Below are 16,900 nucleotides of genomic sequence, written 5' to 3' on the forward strand. Positions count from 1 at the left end.
TTGAGACTTAGCTTGTGTACCTCACTAACTTGAAATTTGCTGTATCCTTTATTATGAATTTACCTACATATTCTTGCTATTTTCCATTCCGATAATTTTTAATTTTTTCTATGATTTCGCTCTCTCCTATTCTTCAAGCTAGACTCTCCCAACCCTTAAAGATTGGCTCTTTCGAGTTAAAAAGTCGGGTTCTCCAGTCGCCTCTATCTGGAGTGACAGATATGGTGTTTCGCCGTCTTGTGCGTCGCTATGCACCAGATTCAATGATGTATACCGAAATGGTAAATGCTACAGGGTTGCATTATGTCAAGCAGTTACCCAAAATCATGGAGGTAGATCCCAACGAACGCCCGATTAGCGTTCAACTATTTGATTGCCGCCCAGATTTCTTGGCAGAAGCAGCAATAAAGGCAGTTGCTGAAGGTGCTGATACTGTTGATATTAATATGGGTTGTCCGGTTAATAAAATCACTAAAAATGGTGGTGGTTCTTCGTTGTTGCGGCAACCAGAAGTAGCAGAAGCAATTGTGCGGGAAGTGGTAAAAGCTGTTGATGTACCTGTGACAGTAAAAACCCGTATTGGCTGGAATGATAACGAAATTACTATTCTCGACTTTGCCAAGCGAATGGAAGATGCCGGAGCGAAAATGATTACGGTACATGGACGCACCCGCGCCCAAGGGTATAACGGTAATGCTCGTTGGGAATGGATTACCCGTGTAAAAGAAGTGCTTTCTATCCCAGTGATTGGGAATGGAGATATTTTTTCCGTTGAAGCGGCAGTAAAATGTTTAGAACAAACTGGCGCTGATGGCGTCATGTGTTCCCGTGGGACTTTGGGTTATCCCTTTTTAGTGGGAGAAATTGATCGCTTCTTAAAAACAGGAGAGATACTACCGACACCTACACCGATTGAGCGCTTGGAATGTGCAAGAGATCATTTACAAGCCTTGTGGGAATATAAAGGCGATCGCGGTGTACGTCAAGCCCGTAAGCACATGACTTGGTATGCTAAAGGTTTTGTTGGTGCTGCCGAACTTCGAGGACAGCTGAGTTTGGTTGAAAAAGTAGATCAGGGTTTGGCAATGCTTGACAAAGCAATTGAAAAATTAGCTAATGGTTATGAACTAGAGGAAGAAGCACAAGGTAGTTTGGTAATGCTTTAAAAAGTTGATTTTATCACTAGCTTGGAGTGATATTGTTGGTTACTAAAAGTGACGCAATCGCTTGGATACCACTATTTCGGTTGAGGTTTATATCTCTTTGTGTAATCCCAATTCAATTAATGATTGCAACACATCTTTCGGTAAAGACGCGATCAGTAAAGACGCGATGAATCGCGTCTCTACAAATAGTCTATTTGTCACATTCTTTTTTCAAATTGGTATAACTCTCTTTTATTTTGAATTTAGAACTCATGCATTGACAAATTAGACAAAAAATGCATTAAAAAATCAGAAAAAACAGGCGATCGCTAATCACTCTGGAACTGGAAAGATAGTTAACAATTCAAAATTCAAACATTTTTTCCTCGTTGTTGCTGTTTTGGTAACTTGAATTGATCCACTGACAACAGCGTAGAGTTTTGCCGGTAAGCGATCGCCTTTATGGAGAATAATCTCTCTTTTGGGATAGCCTTGCACCTGAGTGTCAGGTTGCAAACCGATCTTCTCTGCTGTTCTAAACCTGCAAACACGATAATTTGTGAAAGTTGTTCCAGGGATGCCTGCATGATTAGCCCGATATTGCCCAGGCTGGACGATGATGAATCCAAGGGTTAGCCGCTTCTAATTGTGCTGCTAGGCTGATGATTGTGGCTTCAGCGGCAGGTTTACCAATTAGTTGCACACTGATGGGTAAACCCTTACTGTCAAAGCCTACAGGAATTGCGATCGCAGGTTGTCCAGTTGCATTCGCAGACGGACAAGGGGCAACCCACTCAATAATATTTTGGAATGTCTCTTCTGGACTCAGCGAAGCCCATTCCCCAACGCGGATGGGTGAATGTAGATAAACTGGCAATACTAGCACATCCACGGTATCGAAAAACGCTACAATCTGACGTGCTACTACCTGCATTTGGGAAACTGCTTGCAGGTATTGGGCAACAGAACCTGTACGTGCAAATAGCCAGCGATTCAATGGCTGCAAGGCTTCAACAGGAAGTCCTGATGCGGCTACCCCAGCTTGCCAAACGATTTGAAATGGTTCAATTAAACTACTAAAATCTGGGGATTTTTGTTCAACGTGGTGGCCGAGTTGTTCTAATAACTCGACTGTTTGGCGGACACCTTGCTGACAGTTGGCGTCAGCTTCTCCCAAAGGAGAAATGCTAGTGTCAAAGGCAATTTGCAAAGCACCAAGTTTTGTCCCAGTAGCAGCGAGAAATGATGGTTCGGGATCTGGCAACCAGTAAGGATCGCCTGTAATATAGCCAGATATGGCATCCAAAAGGGCAGCAGCATCAGCCACAGTGCGGGCGATTGGCCCGTTGACGGCAATTCCAGCGAGGCGTTCGCCTACGGGTGCTTTACTTACCCTACCCCTAGATGGTTTAATTCCCACCAAACCACAACAAGCCGCAGGCCCCCGAATTGAACCACCGCCATCAGAACCTTGAGCGATCGCACACAATCCCGCCGCTACCGCCGCCGCTGCGCCACCACTGGAACCGCCAGGGGTGTATTCTAAATTCCACGGATTTCTGGCTGGGGGAAAACCCGCAGGTTCGCTGTATGGGAATGAACCTAATTCGGAAGTGGCTGTTTTACCAAGAATAGTAAATCCAGCTTGCTTAATCCTCGTTACAACACCATCATCATAGTTAGGGATATTGTTCAGTAATGCCGGATTTCCATAAGTACAAGTAATACCCGCTACTGCGTTGAGGTCTTTAATGGAAATCGGCACGCCAAAAAATGGCGGTAGTTCTGAGCTAGTTGTCAATAATTCTGTTTTGGCTTTGGCATCTGCGATCGCTAATTCTGCCGTCACCGTAAAATAACTTCCTAATTGAGGATTTAATTGTCCAATCCGTTCTAAATATATTTCTACCAACTCTAGCGGTGATATTTCCCGGCGACGAATTAATTGCGCCAACTCTAGTGCTGGGGTAAATGCTAAATCAACTTCATTCATAGGTTAGTGAATGGGTAATTTTGTCTTTCTCTGGAATTTTTAAACTGAAATTGTTACTTTAGCAGGATTTCCGGGAACTATACATTTTATGGCTCCTGAGATTTGCCACTCAAGGAAGAGGCAGTTCTTGAAGGGGACAAGAAGAATGGAAAACTTGTTGCAAGTTCTAACATTTTGTCACCTTGTCCCCTTGTCTCCCCTACTCCCTGGCCTCTTTTTCAAGCCATTTTAATTGTTTCGCATAAACTTTCAACAAATCCCTAAGGGGTATTTATGGCTAACCTAGAAATACTTGTTAGTGAATTGCCAACACTGATTCAGAACCTTAAGCTGGCTATTAGCGATTCTAATCAAATCATGGAGCAAATTATCCTGATCAATAATGCTCAGGAACAACTACGGAATATTAAGAAATTAATTGCTCAGGAGTTGAAATTTGATTGCGTCAAAAATTCTGTAATCGCTACACTTCCTCAAATAGGTACTGTAGCTAGTTTGTTTATACCTGGTGTGGGATTAGTAGATCCTGCGATCGCAGAAAAATTTGGCCACTCAAAAACTAAGATTTCATTAACTGAACTACAATTAAAAATTGATGGCTGGATTGAATGGGGTTATTTTTTGCAGGCAATAGCTGCTGATATTCTCAGTGATGTTCCGTTTGTAAATCAACTAAATTCTGATATTAATCATTTAAGTATACGCACAAAATTTCAGATTATTGCTGAAAATTTAAAAAATAACTTAGTTTTTGAAGATATTAATATTTTAGAGCGTCAAATTCAAAAAATCAGCAATTATCAAAATGAATTATTAGAACTGCAACAGAAATTAAATTATGTTTTTGATACTATTAAAAATAGCCGGACTTTATTAAAAATTTTATTAGGTGTGTCTGCTTTCTGTGGGAAATCTGGTTTTGTCTTGGAGTGGTTATATGATGACCACGAATTAATTATATCGAGTGAAGGAAAATTTCAAGAATTGACAGATATTCTCAATGATTGTGATTATTTCCAAGAACAAATTGCTGCTTTAATTATTCAGTGTAATACTTTAAGTAAACAGGCAGAACAAGCCCTAAAAAAGATTGAACAGGAAAGTAGTAAAGAACCAATTATTAGCCAGCATGTAGAAATAGTACCAAAGTTTTCGACACAAAAAATAGTACATTCAGCTTTGCCCATAGCTTCAAGTTTATTAATCTTAGGTTTTGGTGCTTGGAAAATTAAAGAGCAAAGTCCACAATTGCAGCAGATGAGTCTAAGTTTAACTCAAGAAGAGAATGCGAGCACAAAGTTTAAATCTGCTGAAAAACTCGGTATGGAGGCTGCTTCTTTGGTTCAAAATCCGCCGCATCCTCTACAAGTCTGGCAAGAAGCAGAAACTAAATGGCATCAGGCAATAATCTTGTTAGATAGTATTCCTAATGAAACATCAGTTTCTGAGCAAGCAAAGAAGAAATTGGCTTACTATCGAATTAACTATAAATTTATAAGTCAAAGAGTGTTAATTGAAAAGAAAGCCTTAGCAAACTTAGAATCGGCCCAAAAGCTAGCAATAGAAGCTAATTTTTTTGTAGAAAATTCGCCTCATTCACTACTAGTTCGGTAGGAAGCGCAAGACAAATGGCAACAGGCAATCTATTTTTTTTATAGTAAAAGCAATATTATTTTCTGACTTACTATAACTTTTACTCTTTTGATGTTTTTTTGTAAATATTAATTATAAATGCGATTAATATCTAATCTAGGAAGCTAACCTTTTCCTAAGTTCTGCCTCTAGTTGTTCCGGCGTTGCCACCACTACGCGCCCCGGTTTAGCTCTCATGATTGATAAATAGTGTTGAAATGCATCTTCATCATCTGGGTGAGTGATAACGTATTGACGTAAATCTGCCTCGCTAAGGTTCATATAGTCAGTCATCCTATAATGTTCTCCCCATTGCTAAGTATTTCTATTTGAATAGATTCACCAATTAAAATCACAATTCTGTTATTCTCTGATCGTACCGGACTAGGGCGATATCGCGTAGCAGGTTGCTAGCTCTCACGCAGAAATCAAAGAATGCCTTAAGTTGCTCTATGGTCGGTTCCATAAGGATTTTTGGATTTTATCAACAAACTCATCAACAGTATCAACAACCATAGAATCAGGGTTTCAGAGTTTCATCTTAGTGGGACTTAAACATTTTTGAGGAATAAATAAGCCTCAAACCCTTGCGGGGTAAGGGAAATACACCAAATGCCCGAAAACGCCTGAAACCCAGATATATTAACAAACCAAGCAAAACAATGTCAAAACCCTTTGAGATATACGTTTGAGGTCATTTTATCGGTGTTTTTTGCCTAAGTCCCATTAGAAGCGATTCCAGAGAGTACATCTGTCTCTACATAAGCTAAAGAAACATTTCCTATTTATAAAACTAACTATGTAGCGATCAGATAAATAATTCAAAACTAAAAAACGATTACAATATTTATAGTTTCTCTAAGAAGTCACGAATCTGAGCCTTTCGATTTTCGTAAAAAAATCAAGAGGCAAATCGCCCTCTTTCGACGCTCTACCTCTTAACAATAGATAATTAGAACTAATAATTACACCTTAGAACGGTCAGTTAAAATCTCATAACCAGTCTCCGTTACTAAAACTGTATGCTCAAACTGAGCCGATAAAGAATTATCCATAGTGACTGCTGTCCAACGGTCAGATAATGTTCGTGTGTGTCTAGAACCCGCATTTAAAATTGGCTCAATTGCCAGTGTCATCCCTGCCCGGAGTTTAACATTTGGCATCTCACGAGTACGATAGTTGAATACTGAAGGTTCTTCATGCAGGTTACGACCGACACCGTGTCCAGTGAATTCTTCGACTATACTAAAACCGTTAGATTTCACATGATCTTCAATTGCTCCAGCTAAGTCAAGCAGGTATACACCAGCCTTTACTTGCTCAATGCCTTTATATAAAGCTTCTTCTGCTACGCGAATTAATTTAGCAGCTTCTGGCGTCACTTCACCGACAGCAATTGAAATGCAAGAATCACCATGAAAGCCTTGGTAATAAGCACCTGTATCTACTTTTAATACATCCCCGACACGAATCACTTTTTTGGGACTAGGAATGCCATGTACAGCTTCATTGTTAATGCTGGAACAGATAGAACCTGGAAAACCGTGATATCCTTTAAAACTCGGTGTTGCACCCATTTCGCGGATGCGTTTTTCTGCATAAGTATCCAAATCAGCTGTTGTCATTCCTGGCTTTACTAGTTCGGAAATTTCTTTTAGGACAGTTGCGACAATTGTCGATGATTGCCGCATGATTTCAATTTCACGCGGCGATTTAATTTCAATTCCTCGGCGCTGTTTTTTCGCAGGTGTAGGTTGAGTCGCTTGAGAAAGTAAGTTACTGAAAATGTTCATGGGAAATTAATAATTACTGGTGGCTCTAACGCTGAAGTATCAATGCTTTCTCTGGGTTAATTGAGAAATAATATCTATAATTTAAGTTATTTTAATCCCTGATAGAAATTCTTATATTTTGGGCGCTAATGTATATAGAATAACATATTTGCATACTCCTAATGTGTTGGACTGGAATCAAAAACGCCCTAAGTTTTTTTTTCACGATACACTATGGGAATTAGTACAGTTTTATCTAAAATCGTGATAAATTGAGGGTTGAAATTTAAACGCAGAGGGGCGCAAAGGTACGCAGAGAATTTAACGAAATGTTGTATTTAGATCAATTATTTTTATATTTTTAATTTTTGATGGCAATCTCTCCAGTCATACCTGCTTCTGTATGTCCTGGTATTGTACAACGTAAGCCATAAGTACTAGATTTCAAAGGCACAAATACCCATTCGGCTTCAGCACAGGGCTTGAGTTCCAGTTCGTGAATGGCTCCTTTGATTTCTACTTTGCCTGCTTCAACTTTTTGGATCCAGATGCCATCGGCAAAATCTTTAGCGGTAAAATAGTGCTTCAGTTGGCTGGGATTATTAAGCCGTAGTTGATAGCGTTTACCAACCTCAAATTTCAAATGATTTGGCTCAAACTTAAGTTCGTTAGCTGAATTACCCAAGCTAACTGTAATTTCTGTAGCTGGTTGCTTGAGCAAATCGCCAGACAAATTCGCCGCCATTGCTGGAGTAGCAGTGATGAAATTTAAAGTTAAGAGCAACGTTAATATCACGTAGTTATGTTGTAATATTTGTACCCAAGCAGGAATTGTGAAAGTAAGAGACTTAATTACAATTTCGTAAAAATAGTTATAAATTTTCATCACTAATTATCAAAAGGCAATGCTGATGAGCAAGAACAATTAATAGGTAACGGGAAAAACCACTTTATACCAATTCTCTAAAATAAGGCAACAGATGTAAGCCGGAAAAGCCTTGCTGCATCTAAATTTCTCAATTGCGTTAGCGCAGCGTTAGCGAGTCCGCGAGCGTCATTGCGAATTGCGAATTACGAATTGGTATTACCTATTCTTTATATTATCCATGCCCAGTGCCTATCTCTACCTAATACTTTTCTCTGCTAACACAGATGGCCCAGCAGTAACGACTACGATTTGATCTGCATGGAGTAACTCACGAGCCGCTTGATTCACTTGGGCAAGGGTGACTTTCTGGATTTTATCAGTGAAAGAGTGCAACTCTACTTTATCTAGTCCGTATACCTCATTTATCAGAATTCTATCTGTTAATTCCTCTGGATTTGCCAGGGAAACGTTGTAGTTGCTGATGAGGGTGTGTTTAGCTGTTTCTACTTCCAGTGCAGTTACACCTTGTTGATGGATTTGTTGTAGTATTTGGCGCGTGCTAGCGATCGCTTTACTGCTATCTTCAGGACTAGTCTGCATCTCAATCAAAAATGTCCCTACATTCTTCCCGACTTGGAAGGAGCTATAAATTCCATAGCTCAGACCTTGGCGATCGCGCACTTCTGCACCTAGTCTACTAGATAAAGTATCACCTCCCAAAATCTGGTTCAATACTAAGGCTGCATGAAATCGAGGATCGTAACGGTTAATGCTTGTGTAACCCATATAAGTTACAGCTTGGGCTTTATCTGGTAAAACTGGGTTGACACTCACTATTTTCTCCGGTATTGCCACCGGAGGATATTTTAATGTAGGTGCTTTTTTGCTAACTTCCCAGTCTCCAAACTTATTTTTAAGCAGCGATCGCACTTTGTCTAGATCAAAATCTCCCACCAGGGCTAGCACTGTTGTATCTGGACGATAATGTTTCGCTTTGAAATCAATCACATCCTGGCGTTGAATCTGCTGTAAACTTTCGTCTGTAGGAAAAGTATGTAAGGGATGTTTTTTCGGGTAAATTGACTGAACAAATACTCTTCTGGCTACTTCTGATGGCTCATCTAATTCCTGTTGCAGTTCAGTTAAAGTTTGTTGGCGATGCAATTCCAACTCTTTGACTGGAAAGGTACTATTTTTCATAACATCTGCCAATATCTCAAGAAGTATTGGCAAATCATCTGCTAAACTATCACCTTCGATATGCACACCTTCGCGGTTGGCTTGAAAATTTAGACTCGCCCCTCGTTCTCCTAAGACTTTGGCAATAGTTAAAACATCTTTGCTCTTAGTGCCATTTAGCAAGTTCTCTGCTACAAAAGCAGCCAACCCAGCTCTATTATCTGGATCAAATTCTGTCCCGGCTTGAATATAACCGCTCAGGGTAACGGTGGGAGTACTACGATCAGGTAACAGTAATATCCGCAGTCCGTTAGGAAATTTAAATTCATCAGGTAGGACTTGGGCAATCGCATCTGTAGCCAAATCCACAGGCGGTAAGTACTTTATCACCTCAGAAAAAAGCACGGGTGCGCCAGCAGAGAAGTTTTCTCTAGTTTGGGCTGAGTCTGGTTTGTCAGCAACTTCTGTTATCCGCTTCTGGGTTGGTTCAAAAAAGCCAACTGTCCGTGCTTCTTTTGTCAGGTATTTGTTAATCACAGCAACGACATCAGCCGGCTTCACTAGACGAACAGCAGCCAAATAGCGGTCTGTGTAGTTATAATCACCAACAGTTGTCTCATCAGTACCCAATCGCATTGCTTGAGAGGTGATATCACGGTTACTCAAAATTACATCTGCTGTTAATTGAGTTTTGGCTCGTTCTACTTCCTCAGATGTCACGCCTTTTTCTGCTACATTGGCGATCGCACTACTCAACATTGAGTCAATTTTTTTCAAATCTTGTTTAGAACCAGCTGTTACTAACACCTCATACCATCCAGATTCTCGCAAACTGTTGACAGAAGCTGTTAATTCACTAGCTAAACCTGATTCCACCAATGCTTGATAAAGTCTAGAATTCCGTCCCTCTGTCAAGATGTAATCCATCACATCCAGCGCCGGGATATCCGGTTGATTTGCATCCGGTAGCGGATACACAACTTGTAACAGCCGCCCTGCTCCCGGCTGTCGCAATACGATGGGAGATGAGGAGGAAAGACTTTCCCCTCTGCTCCTCTGCTCCTCTGCTCCCCCTGCTCCCCTGGCCCCGTGCCCCCTGCCCTCTGCCCTCTGCCTCGGTACTTTGCCAAATACCTCTTTAATTGTTTCGAGGGCATTTGCAGTTTGAAAATCTCCAACAATCACTAAGACGGCATTATCGGGACTGTAAAAATTGCGGTAATATTTTTCTACCTGCTCAACTTCAAATTTTTCGACATCAGCTTTTGTGCCACCTACAGGCAACCCGTAAGCATGATTGGGAAACACCGCTTGCATGACGGCGCGGTTGAGGCGATATTCTGGACTATTTTCGTAACCTTGCAACTCGGAAATTACTACCCGCTTTTCACTCGCTAGTTGCTCTGGCTCAATCTGGGAATTTTGCATTCTGTCTGCTTCCAGCACTAAGAGCGCTTTCAGCTTGTTTCGTTCCACAGTACCGTAATATGCAGTTTGATCGTAGCTGGTGAAAGCATTGGAATCACTACCTAAAGCACTAAACAAACGTCCAAATTGAATCGGACGATTTTTTGTGCCTTTAAACATCATGTGTTCCAGCTGGTGGGCAATGCCATTCACGCCCGGTTCTTCGTTGCGTGAGCCAACCTTGTACCAAACTTGCACCGTCACTACTGGCGCAGTATGCACTTCCTTTGTCAGGACAGTTAGACCATTCTCTAGCACTGTCTTGTGGACATTTTCTGTCAGTGTTGAGGGCATTATTCTTTTTGCTAGCAAGCTTGACTGAAATTTTTCTTTATTAGCTGATGTGACTGTATATTGGCTATGAGCAGGTCGATCGCTCAATAAAAAAACCGCTACTACCCATAAGCTTAAAAGTAATAATGGCAAAGGATATTTATAAAATCTGGAAAATCCATACATGTATTTAGCAGATATATCTGTAAATTAAATTACATAGTTATTTAGGAGAGTTACCATAGTTTAATCTGGCAAAAAAATCTGTTACCTCAGCAACAATACAGAAAAACAATATATTAGCAACAAAGGTAATAAAAAAGCTAAATTACGGGAGTTTTGCTAAAACCCGAATGAATTCCAGAGGTAAGCCATCGGTATCGGCGATGAAAGCCACTTCGTAAATGCGATCGCCTATTTGCTGTTGTGTCGGTTCTAAAAGTACCTTCAACGGTTCTAATCCTTCGGTTTGACTCTCCGCAGCTAATAGTACACGTTCTTGCAAACTTGTCAACCAGTTAGGTAAATCTGGTGTAATCTCAGTTAAATCGAACGAGAGATGATAGTATCCCACATAATGTTCGTCAGCAAACGCATCTGGGGCTGGTTTTGGTTCGGGAATTTGGATCAGTTCAATTCTGCCGCCCAATCCTTCCATCCAGCAAGCTAGGGTGTAGCCTGTGGTAAAGCGTTCTGAAATTGTAAACCCTAAATGTTCGTAGAAAGCGATCGCTCGATGAATATTCGCAGTCCGAATAGAAGCGTGGTGCATAATTTGTCCTTTGTCAGTTGTCATTAGTCATTTGTCAAATGACCAATGACCAATGACCGAAGTAAAAAAGGATGCAAGCCCCTAAATTTATTTATAGGGATTATTAATTTTGAATTTTGAATTTTGAATTCCCCGTTCGCGTAGCGTCTCGCAGAGAAGGGGTTGACCATTATTCAAATAACCTGAAATAAGGGTAGCGTACAGGGACACCAGGCTCTTTTTCCAAGTCAAAATTAATCACTTCCCAACAGGCATCATCTGAGGTATCGGGGCTAAACTCTACAGGTAAACCGTACAAACGCGCAGCAGTAGCTTCTGGTTGTCCAGAACGCCAAGGGGTGCTGCGTTCTAAATAGCCGCTCATCAATTCCTGATAACGTCGAGCAATAATCACTCGTGTTGCTCGAAAGCCTTGGGTATAGAGCTTATCTAATGCCTCGTGAATTTCAAAGCGAATACCATCAGGATGAGTGTGTTGTCTATACCATTCATTATTCCACCTCCGCCAATGACGCCCCGATTGCAAATGGATTAACTCTCCATTTTTAGGATTAGCTTCAAAGGCGCCATGACGAGGACACAAATAAGTATCTGTTAGTGTCAACGCCGGAATAGTCTGGCGACAATGGGGACACTGTATTTCCGGCCCAAACATCGGGTACTGCAAACCTGGATTCATCATGAAGTGCGTACAAACATAGTTTTGTCTTCACCAGCACTAGTGGGTTGGATTATACACTTCGGCTCAACCACTTTGGGTTACTTGCTCACTGCTGCATAGACACGGTGTTGCGGCAGGAACATTGTTCACTAGTGTTTTCCTCAGGGTAGAGGCTTGACGCTGTGATATCCTGGTTGTACAACCAGCCTCAAAGGTTGGAGTTTCTCCAGTGTTCCTGGGTACCATATTCATATTCTATCGTGTCTACCGCTTCTTACTGGACATCTCCTGATTTTTCTCAAGCTGCCTTCATTGCGGGCAATGCTGTTGTTATGGGTTCGGTAAATATAGCAGCAGGAGTGAGCATTTGGTATGGAGCAGTGGTTAGGGGAGATGTAGAACAAATTGAAATTGGCGAATGCACCAATATTCAAGATGGTGCAATTCTACATGGTGATGTTGGTTTTCCAACAATCATAGAAGATCATGTTACCGTAGGGCATCGCGCTGTAGTACATTCTGCTTACATTGAGCATGGAAGTTTGATTGGCATTGGCGCAGTGATTTTAAATGGGGTACGAGTGGGCGCTGGTAGCATTATTGGTGCTGGCGCAGTCGTAACTAAAAATGTACCGCCTTTGTCCCTAGTTGTCGGTATTCCTGGTAAAGTATTACGCCAAGTCACAGACGTTGAAGCCGCAGAACTGATTGAACACGCCAAATGTTACCAAAAGTTAGCTTTAGTTCATGCTGGTAAGGGTACTGATATTGGTTTTAGCAAGGCTTAGGGAGTAGGGAGAAATCAATTCAAAATTCAAGTTGCGCTTTTAGCGCACCAAAGGTGCGACTCAAAATTCAAAATTGAATAAAAAGATTGGGAAAGCAGGGGAGATGGGGAGCAGGGGAGATGAGGGAGAAGAATTAATAACCAATGACAAATGACAAATGACAAATATCCAATACCCCATAAATTAAACATTCTTTACATTTGGATTTGGAAAAATTGCCCACTTCAGCTAAAAATAAAAATGAGAGCAGTTGACAAAACTTTAATTTCTAATTAAGAGAGGGTTTTAGATATGGATATCGATTTTCGTATAGCGATCGTTTTAGCACCAGTTGCCATTGCTGCTGGCTGGGCAGTGTTTAATATTGGCGCTGCGGCTTTAAGACAAATTCAAGGCTTTTTGGATCGGGAAGCCTAAATTCATTAATCGGGCATGGGGACATTGGGGAGCCAGTGCGTTGGGCGGGCAATGCCCGACTTGAAGCAACTGGCGTCATTGGGCATTGGGCTTAGTCCCCCTTGTCCCCCTTGTTCTCTTGTGTCTTACCCTGCAAGAAGCTAAAGCTACATCTTCCCCAATCTTTTTATTCAATTTTGAATTTTGAGTCGCACCTTTGGTGCGCTAGAAGCGCAACTTGAATTTTGAATTGATTTCTCCCCCACTCCTCTTCCTTGGATATCGATTTTGTAATACAACCGCTGCAACGCTTTGGCGTCCATCTGGGACTTGATCGCATTGTCAATCTATTGGCAAATCTTGGCAATCCTCATCACCAAGTCCTGGTAATTCATGTTGCTGGTACTAATGGCAAAGGTTCAGTCTGTGCCTATCTTTCCTCAGTACTCACGGAGGCTGGTTATCGTACAGGACGCTACACTTCCCCCCATTTAGTTGATTGGACGGAACGTATTTGTCTGAATGAACAGCCAATTTCCTCAGAAGAATTGAGTCAATTATTAGAAAAAGTCCAAGCGGTTATTCGTCCTGATGACCAATCGGCAACTCAGTTTGAAGTAATTACGGCTGCCGCTTGGTTATATTTTGCCCAGCAAAAAGTTGATGTGGCTGTGGTAGAAGTCGGACTAGGAGGGCGCTTAGATGCCACCAATGTCTGCTTAGAACCTTTGGTTACGCTCATTACTTCCATTAGCCGGGAACACTGGCAGCAACTAGGCCCTACCGTCGCTGATATTGCTAGAGAAAAAGCAGGTATTCTCAAACCTGGATGTCCCATTGTGATTGGGCCATTACCACCAGAGGCAGACAAAGTGGTGCGATCGCGTGCCTTAGAATTACAATGCCCGATTTTTACCCCTCAACCCGCCCGTGAAATCGCTACAGGATGGGCAGAGTATATAGGGAAAGCAGAGGGGCAGAGGGGCAGAGGGGCAGAGGGGAAAATTAAAGAATCAGCTCATCATTCTATTAAATATCCGTTACCGTTAGCGGGACAGATTCAATTAACTAATTCTGCTTTGGCTTTAGCTGCTTTAGAAATTCTTCAACAACAGGGTTGGCAGATTTCAGAAGAAGCCATAACCAAGGGTATGGCTAAAACTAAATGGCCGGGGCGGATGCAATGGACTACTTGGAACAACCATAAATTATTACTTGATGGCGCTCATAATACCGCCGCCGCCCAAGTTCTCCGCCAATATGTCGATAGCTTAGATGCAGTTAACCCCAAACCTGTAAATTGGGTTATGGGAATGTTTGCCGATAAGGATCATACTGATATTTTTACCGCTTTACTGCGACCAGGCGATCGCCTTTATTTAGTACCAATACCAGTAGAACCTTGGCCCGGTAGAACTTCTGCTGACCTAGACTACTTATCAAATCTAGCTTACAGCCTCTGTCCCGAATTAAGCGATCGCCAAATCCATCCAGATTTATTCACAGCACTCGAAACCGCAACCTCAACCACTACCACAGACGATTTAATAATTGTGTGTGGTTCACTTTATTTAGTAGGCGATTTTTTAGCAACAGCTATATCTATAAATTCACTACAATGATTGTTGCAAATACTTAAGCCTTTCTTATATATGTAATAACATTTGTAGCAAATGTTCAAAGTTGAGATAATAACGCCATTTATTTTTGAAGATGCGCGATAAGCGCGGGTGAGGTATTTCTGTACCTCACGTTGGTGTAGCCTCTCGTAGAGAAGTTTAAATCTGCTCTAAGTGCCTCCAGCATAGCTGCCTCTGTCTTGCGATCAGAATTACACCCAGCCTATTGACAAGATTTAAATATTCATCAGAAAATTTAAGTTATTTAACGGTTAATTAAGTAATTTTTATTACAAAAATTCAGCCGTTGACTAGCTGATACCAAAAGACCGCTATCAATACAACTGGTAATTGTAAGCCTTGTAATTCGTGATTAAACTTCCTAATTAGGAATTACATAGCTTGCTTCTCGCCGGAGGCGAGTATTAGGAATTATAAACGGGATGTTGCACAAGGGCAGGTTTCAAAACAGGAATTGTTTTGTGAGTCCGTGCAGGCAAAAAGACTTTGTATAGCCGTCAATTCCATAGACCAAGCAAGACTCACGAATGCTCAATCACTACAAACACAGGAGAAAATCATGGTTAATGGGACTTAGACAAAAAGTAGCCTTAAAAAACCATCAAACCTATATACAGAGTGACTTTGACATCGTTTTACCTGTTTTCTTGATATATCTGGGTTTCAAGCGTTTTTGAGCTTTCGGTGTATTTCCCTTATCCTGTATAGGTTTGAGGCTTGTTTCTGCCTCAAAAATGTTTAAGTCCCGTTAATTCATCGTTTAATCTCTCTGACCTCAACGGCGCTAACGGCTTCGTGATCAACAGCATCGCGGTGGGTGACAACTCAGGCTATTCTGTCAGTAGTGCCGGAGATGTCAACGACGATGGCATCGCTGACCTGATTATCGGGACAAGTAACAGTGGCTCTACTGAGCAGCAGAGCTACGTGGTATTTGGCAAGAGCATAGGATGGAGCGCCACTCTCAATCTCTCTGACCTCAACGGCGCTAATGGCTTCGCTGGCATCGCGGTGGGTGACGAACCAGACGTTTCTGTTAGTAGTGCCGGAGATGTCAACAACGACGGCATCAGTGACCTGATTATCGGGACACCTGGATCCCTCTTCAACGGCGACAGTCCAGGGCAGAGCTACGTGGTATTTGGGGGGAAGAATATAGGTAGGGGCAGCACCATTAACCTGATTGGAACTGCTGGTACAGATACTCTTGTAGGCACGGCTAGCAACAATCTCATCGATGGCAAAAGTGGTAACGATACCCTCACAGGCAACGGTGGTCAAGATAAGTTTGTGATTCGCTATGGCGATGGCAATGACATCATCACCGATTTTGGTGGTGTAGGTAAAGGCATAAATCCAACAGCAGCAGTGATTGCCAATGTTGACACTTTGAAATTTACAGGTTCGGGATTGACTGCTCGAAATCTACTGTTGACTCCTGATGGCAACAACTTGGAAGTCACCTTTGAAAATGCGGCTAATGCCAAAGTCACACTGCAAAACTTCCTCTTAGAAAACCTGGATAACCTGCCAGCAAATTCTTCAACACCTGCACAGGGCAATATAGAGTTTGATGGGCAAACCAGCATCACCGATAGCTTTGATGTGATTAATGCCAACTCTACTCAAACTAGCATTTTCAACAAAAATACTGTCACTTTCCTCAATGAATTAAACAATAACATTGCAGGTTTTGATCAATCCAATGATGTGATTAATGGTCAAGGGGGTAACGACATCATTAATGGCAACAGTGGCAATGACCTGTTGCGGGGCGGGTCAGGCGATGATATTCTCATCGGTGGAGAGGGTAATGATACTCTTGTGGGTGGATTCGGCAATAATATTCTCGTTGGTGGTATAGGTGCTGACTCTTTCGTTTACAACACCGATGCAGACTTTGCCCTGACTGCTATTGGTCAAGACACGATCGCTGACTTCAACTACTCCCAAGGTGATCAGATTATCTTGGATCAAACTACTTTTAGTGCGATCGCTTCAACAAGAACAGGTTATCTTAAGGATAGTGATTTTCAAATCACAACTTCTTCGGTGGCGTCTAGCACGGCGAAAATTATCTATGACGCTGCCAGTGGGCAGTTATTTTACAACCAAAATGGCAGTGCCGCAGGTTTTGGTAGTGGTGGTCTATTTGCAACTCTAACTGGTGCGCCAACTCTTACGGCATTAAATTTTGTGGTGCAAGCGTAGTTTTTCTAAGACACTCTTTTTCAAACAGGACTTACGCAACTTGCCTAAGTTCTGACAATGCGAGCGTAAGTCTTACATCCATTTTCCGCCCCGGAATTCTTAT

At 41.8% G+C, this 16,900-nt stretch carries 15 protein-coding genes; 6 read left to right on the top strand and 9 right to left on the bottom strand.

What is annotated here, in order from left to right; translation table 11 throughout:
• The first annotated feature begins 110 nt into the window (after positions 1-110).
• The gene (dusB, locus tag V7K56_RS06955) at positions 111-1,166 is read left to right on the top strand and encodes a tRNA dihydrouridine synthase DusB (RefSeq protein WP_334908878.1); all 1,056 of its coding nucleotides are present in this window, start codon (positions 111-113) and stop codon (positions 1,164-1,166) included.
• Positions 1,167-1,478: 312 nt separating this feature from the next.
• On the opposite strand, the gene V7K56_RS06960 is transcribed toward dusB, so the two are convergent.
• Together V7K56_RS06960 and V7K56_RS06965 are read right to left on the bottom strand one after the other, a co-directional pair.
• Complete coding sequence (locus tag V7K56_RS06960) at positions 1,479-1,661, bottom strand: hypothetical protein (RefSeq protein WP_334908880.1); 183 nt, start codon at positions 1,659-1,661, stop codon at positions 1,479-1,481.
• Positions 1,662-1,734: 73 nt separating this feature from the next.
• Positions 1,735-3,138, bottom strand: coding sequence for an amidase (locus V7K56_RS06965; RefSeq protein ID WP_334908882.1), 1,404 nt, complete (start codon positions 3,136-3,138; stop codon positions 1,735-1,737).
• A 495-nt stretch (positions 3,139-3,633) separates the two neighbouring features.
• On the opposite strand from V7K56_RS06965, the gene V7K56_RS06970 reads away from it, so the two are divergent.
• Positions 3,634-4,752 (top strand): hypothetical protein, encoded by a 1,119-nt coding sequence (locus tag V7K56_RS06970; RefSeq protein ID WP_334908884.1) that lies wholly within the window; start codon positions 3,634-3,636, stop codon positions 4,750-4,752.
• 135 nt (positions 4,753-4,887) lie between these two features.
• Here the strand turns inward: V7K56_RS06970 and V7K56_RS06975 are convergent, their stop codons facing one another.
• The 7 genes from V7K56_RS06975 to V7K56_RS07000 all read right to left on the bottom strand — a co-directional run bounded on the left by V7K56_RS06975 (position 4,888) and on the right by V7K56_RS07000 (position 11,780).
• Complete coding sequence (locus V7K56_RS06975; protein WP_334908886.1) at positions 4,888-5,064, bottom strand: DUF6887 family protein; 177 nt, start codon at positions 5,062-5,064, stop codon at positions 4,888-4,890.
• Positions 5,065-5,122: 58 nt separating this feature from the next.
• Entirely contained in the window at positions 5,123-5,236 is a 114-nt protein-coding gene (locus V7K56_RS36985) for a DUF6888 family protein (protein ID WP_442939934.1), read from the bottom strand.
• A 499-nt stretch (positions 5,237-5,735) separates the two neighbouring features.
• The gene (map, locus tag V7K56_RS06980) at positions 5,736-6,563 is read right to left on the bottom strand and encodes a type I methionyl aminopeptidase (protein WP_334908888.1); all 828 of its coding nucleotides are present in this window, start codon (positions 6,561-6,563) and stop codon (positions 5,736-5,738) included.
• Positions 6,564-6,903: 340 nt separating this feature from the next.
• Complete coding sequence (locus V7K56_RS06985) at positions 6,904-7,428, bottom strand: plastocyanin/azurin family copper-binding protein (protein WP_334908890.1); 525 nt, start codon at positions 7,426-7,428, stop codon at positions 6,904-6,906.
• Positions 7,429-7,665: 237 nt separating this feature from the next.
• Positions 7,666-10,515: a M16 family metallopeptidase gene (locus tag V7K56_RS06990; protein WP_334908892.1), complete on the bottom strand. Its 2,850-nt coding sequence runs from the start codon at positions 10,513-10,515 to the stop codon at positions 7,666-7,668.
• A 142-nt stretch (positions 10,516-10,657) separates the two neighbouring features.
• On the bottom strand, positions 10,658-11,101 hold the full coding sequence (locus tag V7K56_RS06995; RefSeq protein ID WP_334908939.1) for a VOC family protein: 444 nt from the start codon (positions 11,099-11,101) through the stop codon (positions 10,658-10,660).
• A 169-nt stretch (positions 11,102-11,270) separates the two neighbouring features.
• Entirely contained in the window at positions 11,271-11,780 is a 510-nt protein-coding gene (locus V7K56_RS07000) for a TIGR02652 family protein (protein WP_442939936.1), read from the bottom strand.
• A gap of 242 nt (positions 11,781-12,022) precedes the next feature.
• Here V7K56_RS07000 and V7K56_RS07005 point away from each other — a divergent pair, with 242 nt between their 5' ends.
• From V7K56_RS07005 to V7K56_RS07020, 4 genes are all read left to right on the top strand, one after another.
• Positions 12,023-12,550 (top strand): gamma carbonic anhydrase family protein, encoded by a 528-nt coding sequence (locus V7K56_RS07005; protein ID WP_334908896.1) that lies wholly within the window; start codon positions 12,023-12,025, stop codon positions 12,548-12,550.
• Positions 12,551-12,841: 291 nt separating this feature from the next.
• On the top strand, positions 12,842-12,967 hold the full coding sequence (locus tag V7K56_RS07010) for a photosystem II protein Y (RefSeq protein ID WP_229547922.1): 126 nt from the start codon (positions 12,842-12,844) through the stop codon (positions 12,965-12,967).
• 254 nt (positions 12,968-13,221) lie between these two features.
• Positions 13,222-14,568 (top strand): bifunctional folylpolyglutamate synthase/dihydrofolate synthase, encoded by a 1,347-nt coding sequence (locus V7K56_RS07015; RefSeq protein WP_334908898.1) that lies wholly within the window; start codon positions 13,222-13,224, stop codon positions 14,566-14,568.
• A 735-nt stretch (positions 14,569-15,303) separates the two neighbouring features.
• On the top strand, positions 15,304-16,797 hold the full coding sequence (locus V7K56_RS07020; protein ID WP_334908900.1) for a hypothetical protein: 1,494 nt from the start codon (positions 15,304-15,306) through the stop codon (positions 16,795-16,797).
• Positions 16,798-16,900: the final 103 nt, after the last annotated feature.

Source organism: Nostoc sp. (assembly GCF_036917535.1).
In the GTDB taxonomy this organism is placed as follows: Bacteria; Cyanobacteriota; Cyanobacteriia; order Cyanobacteriales; family Nostocaceae; genus Nostoc.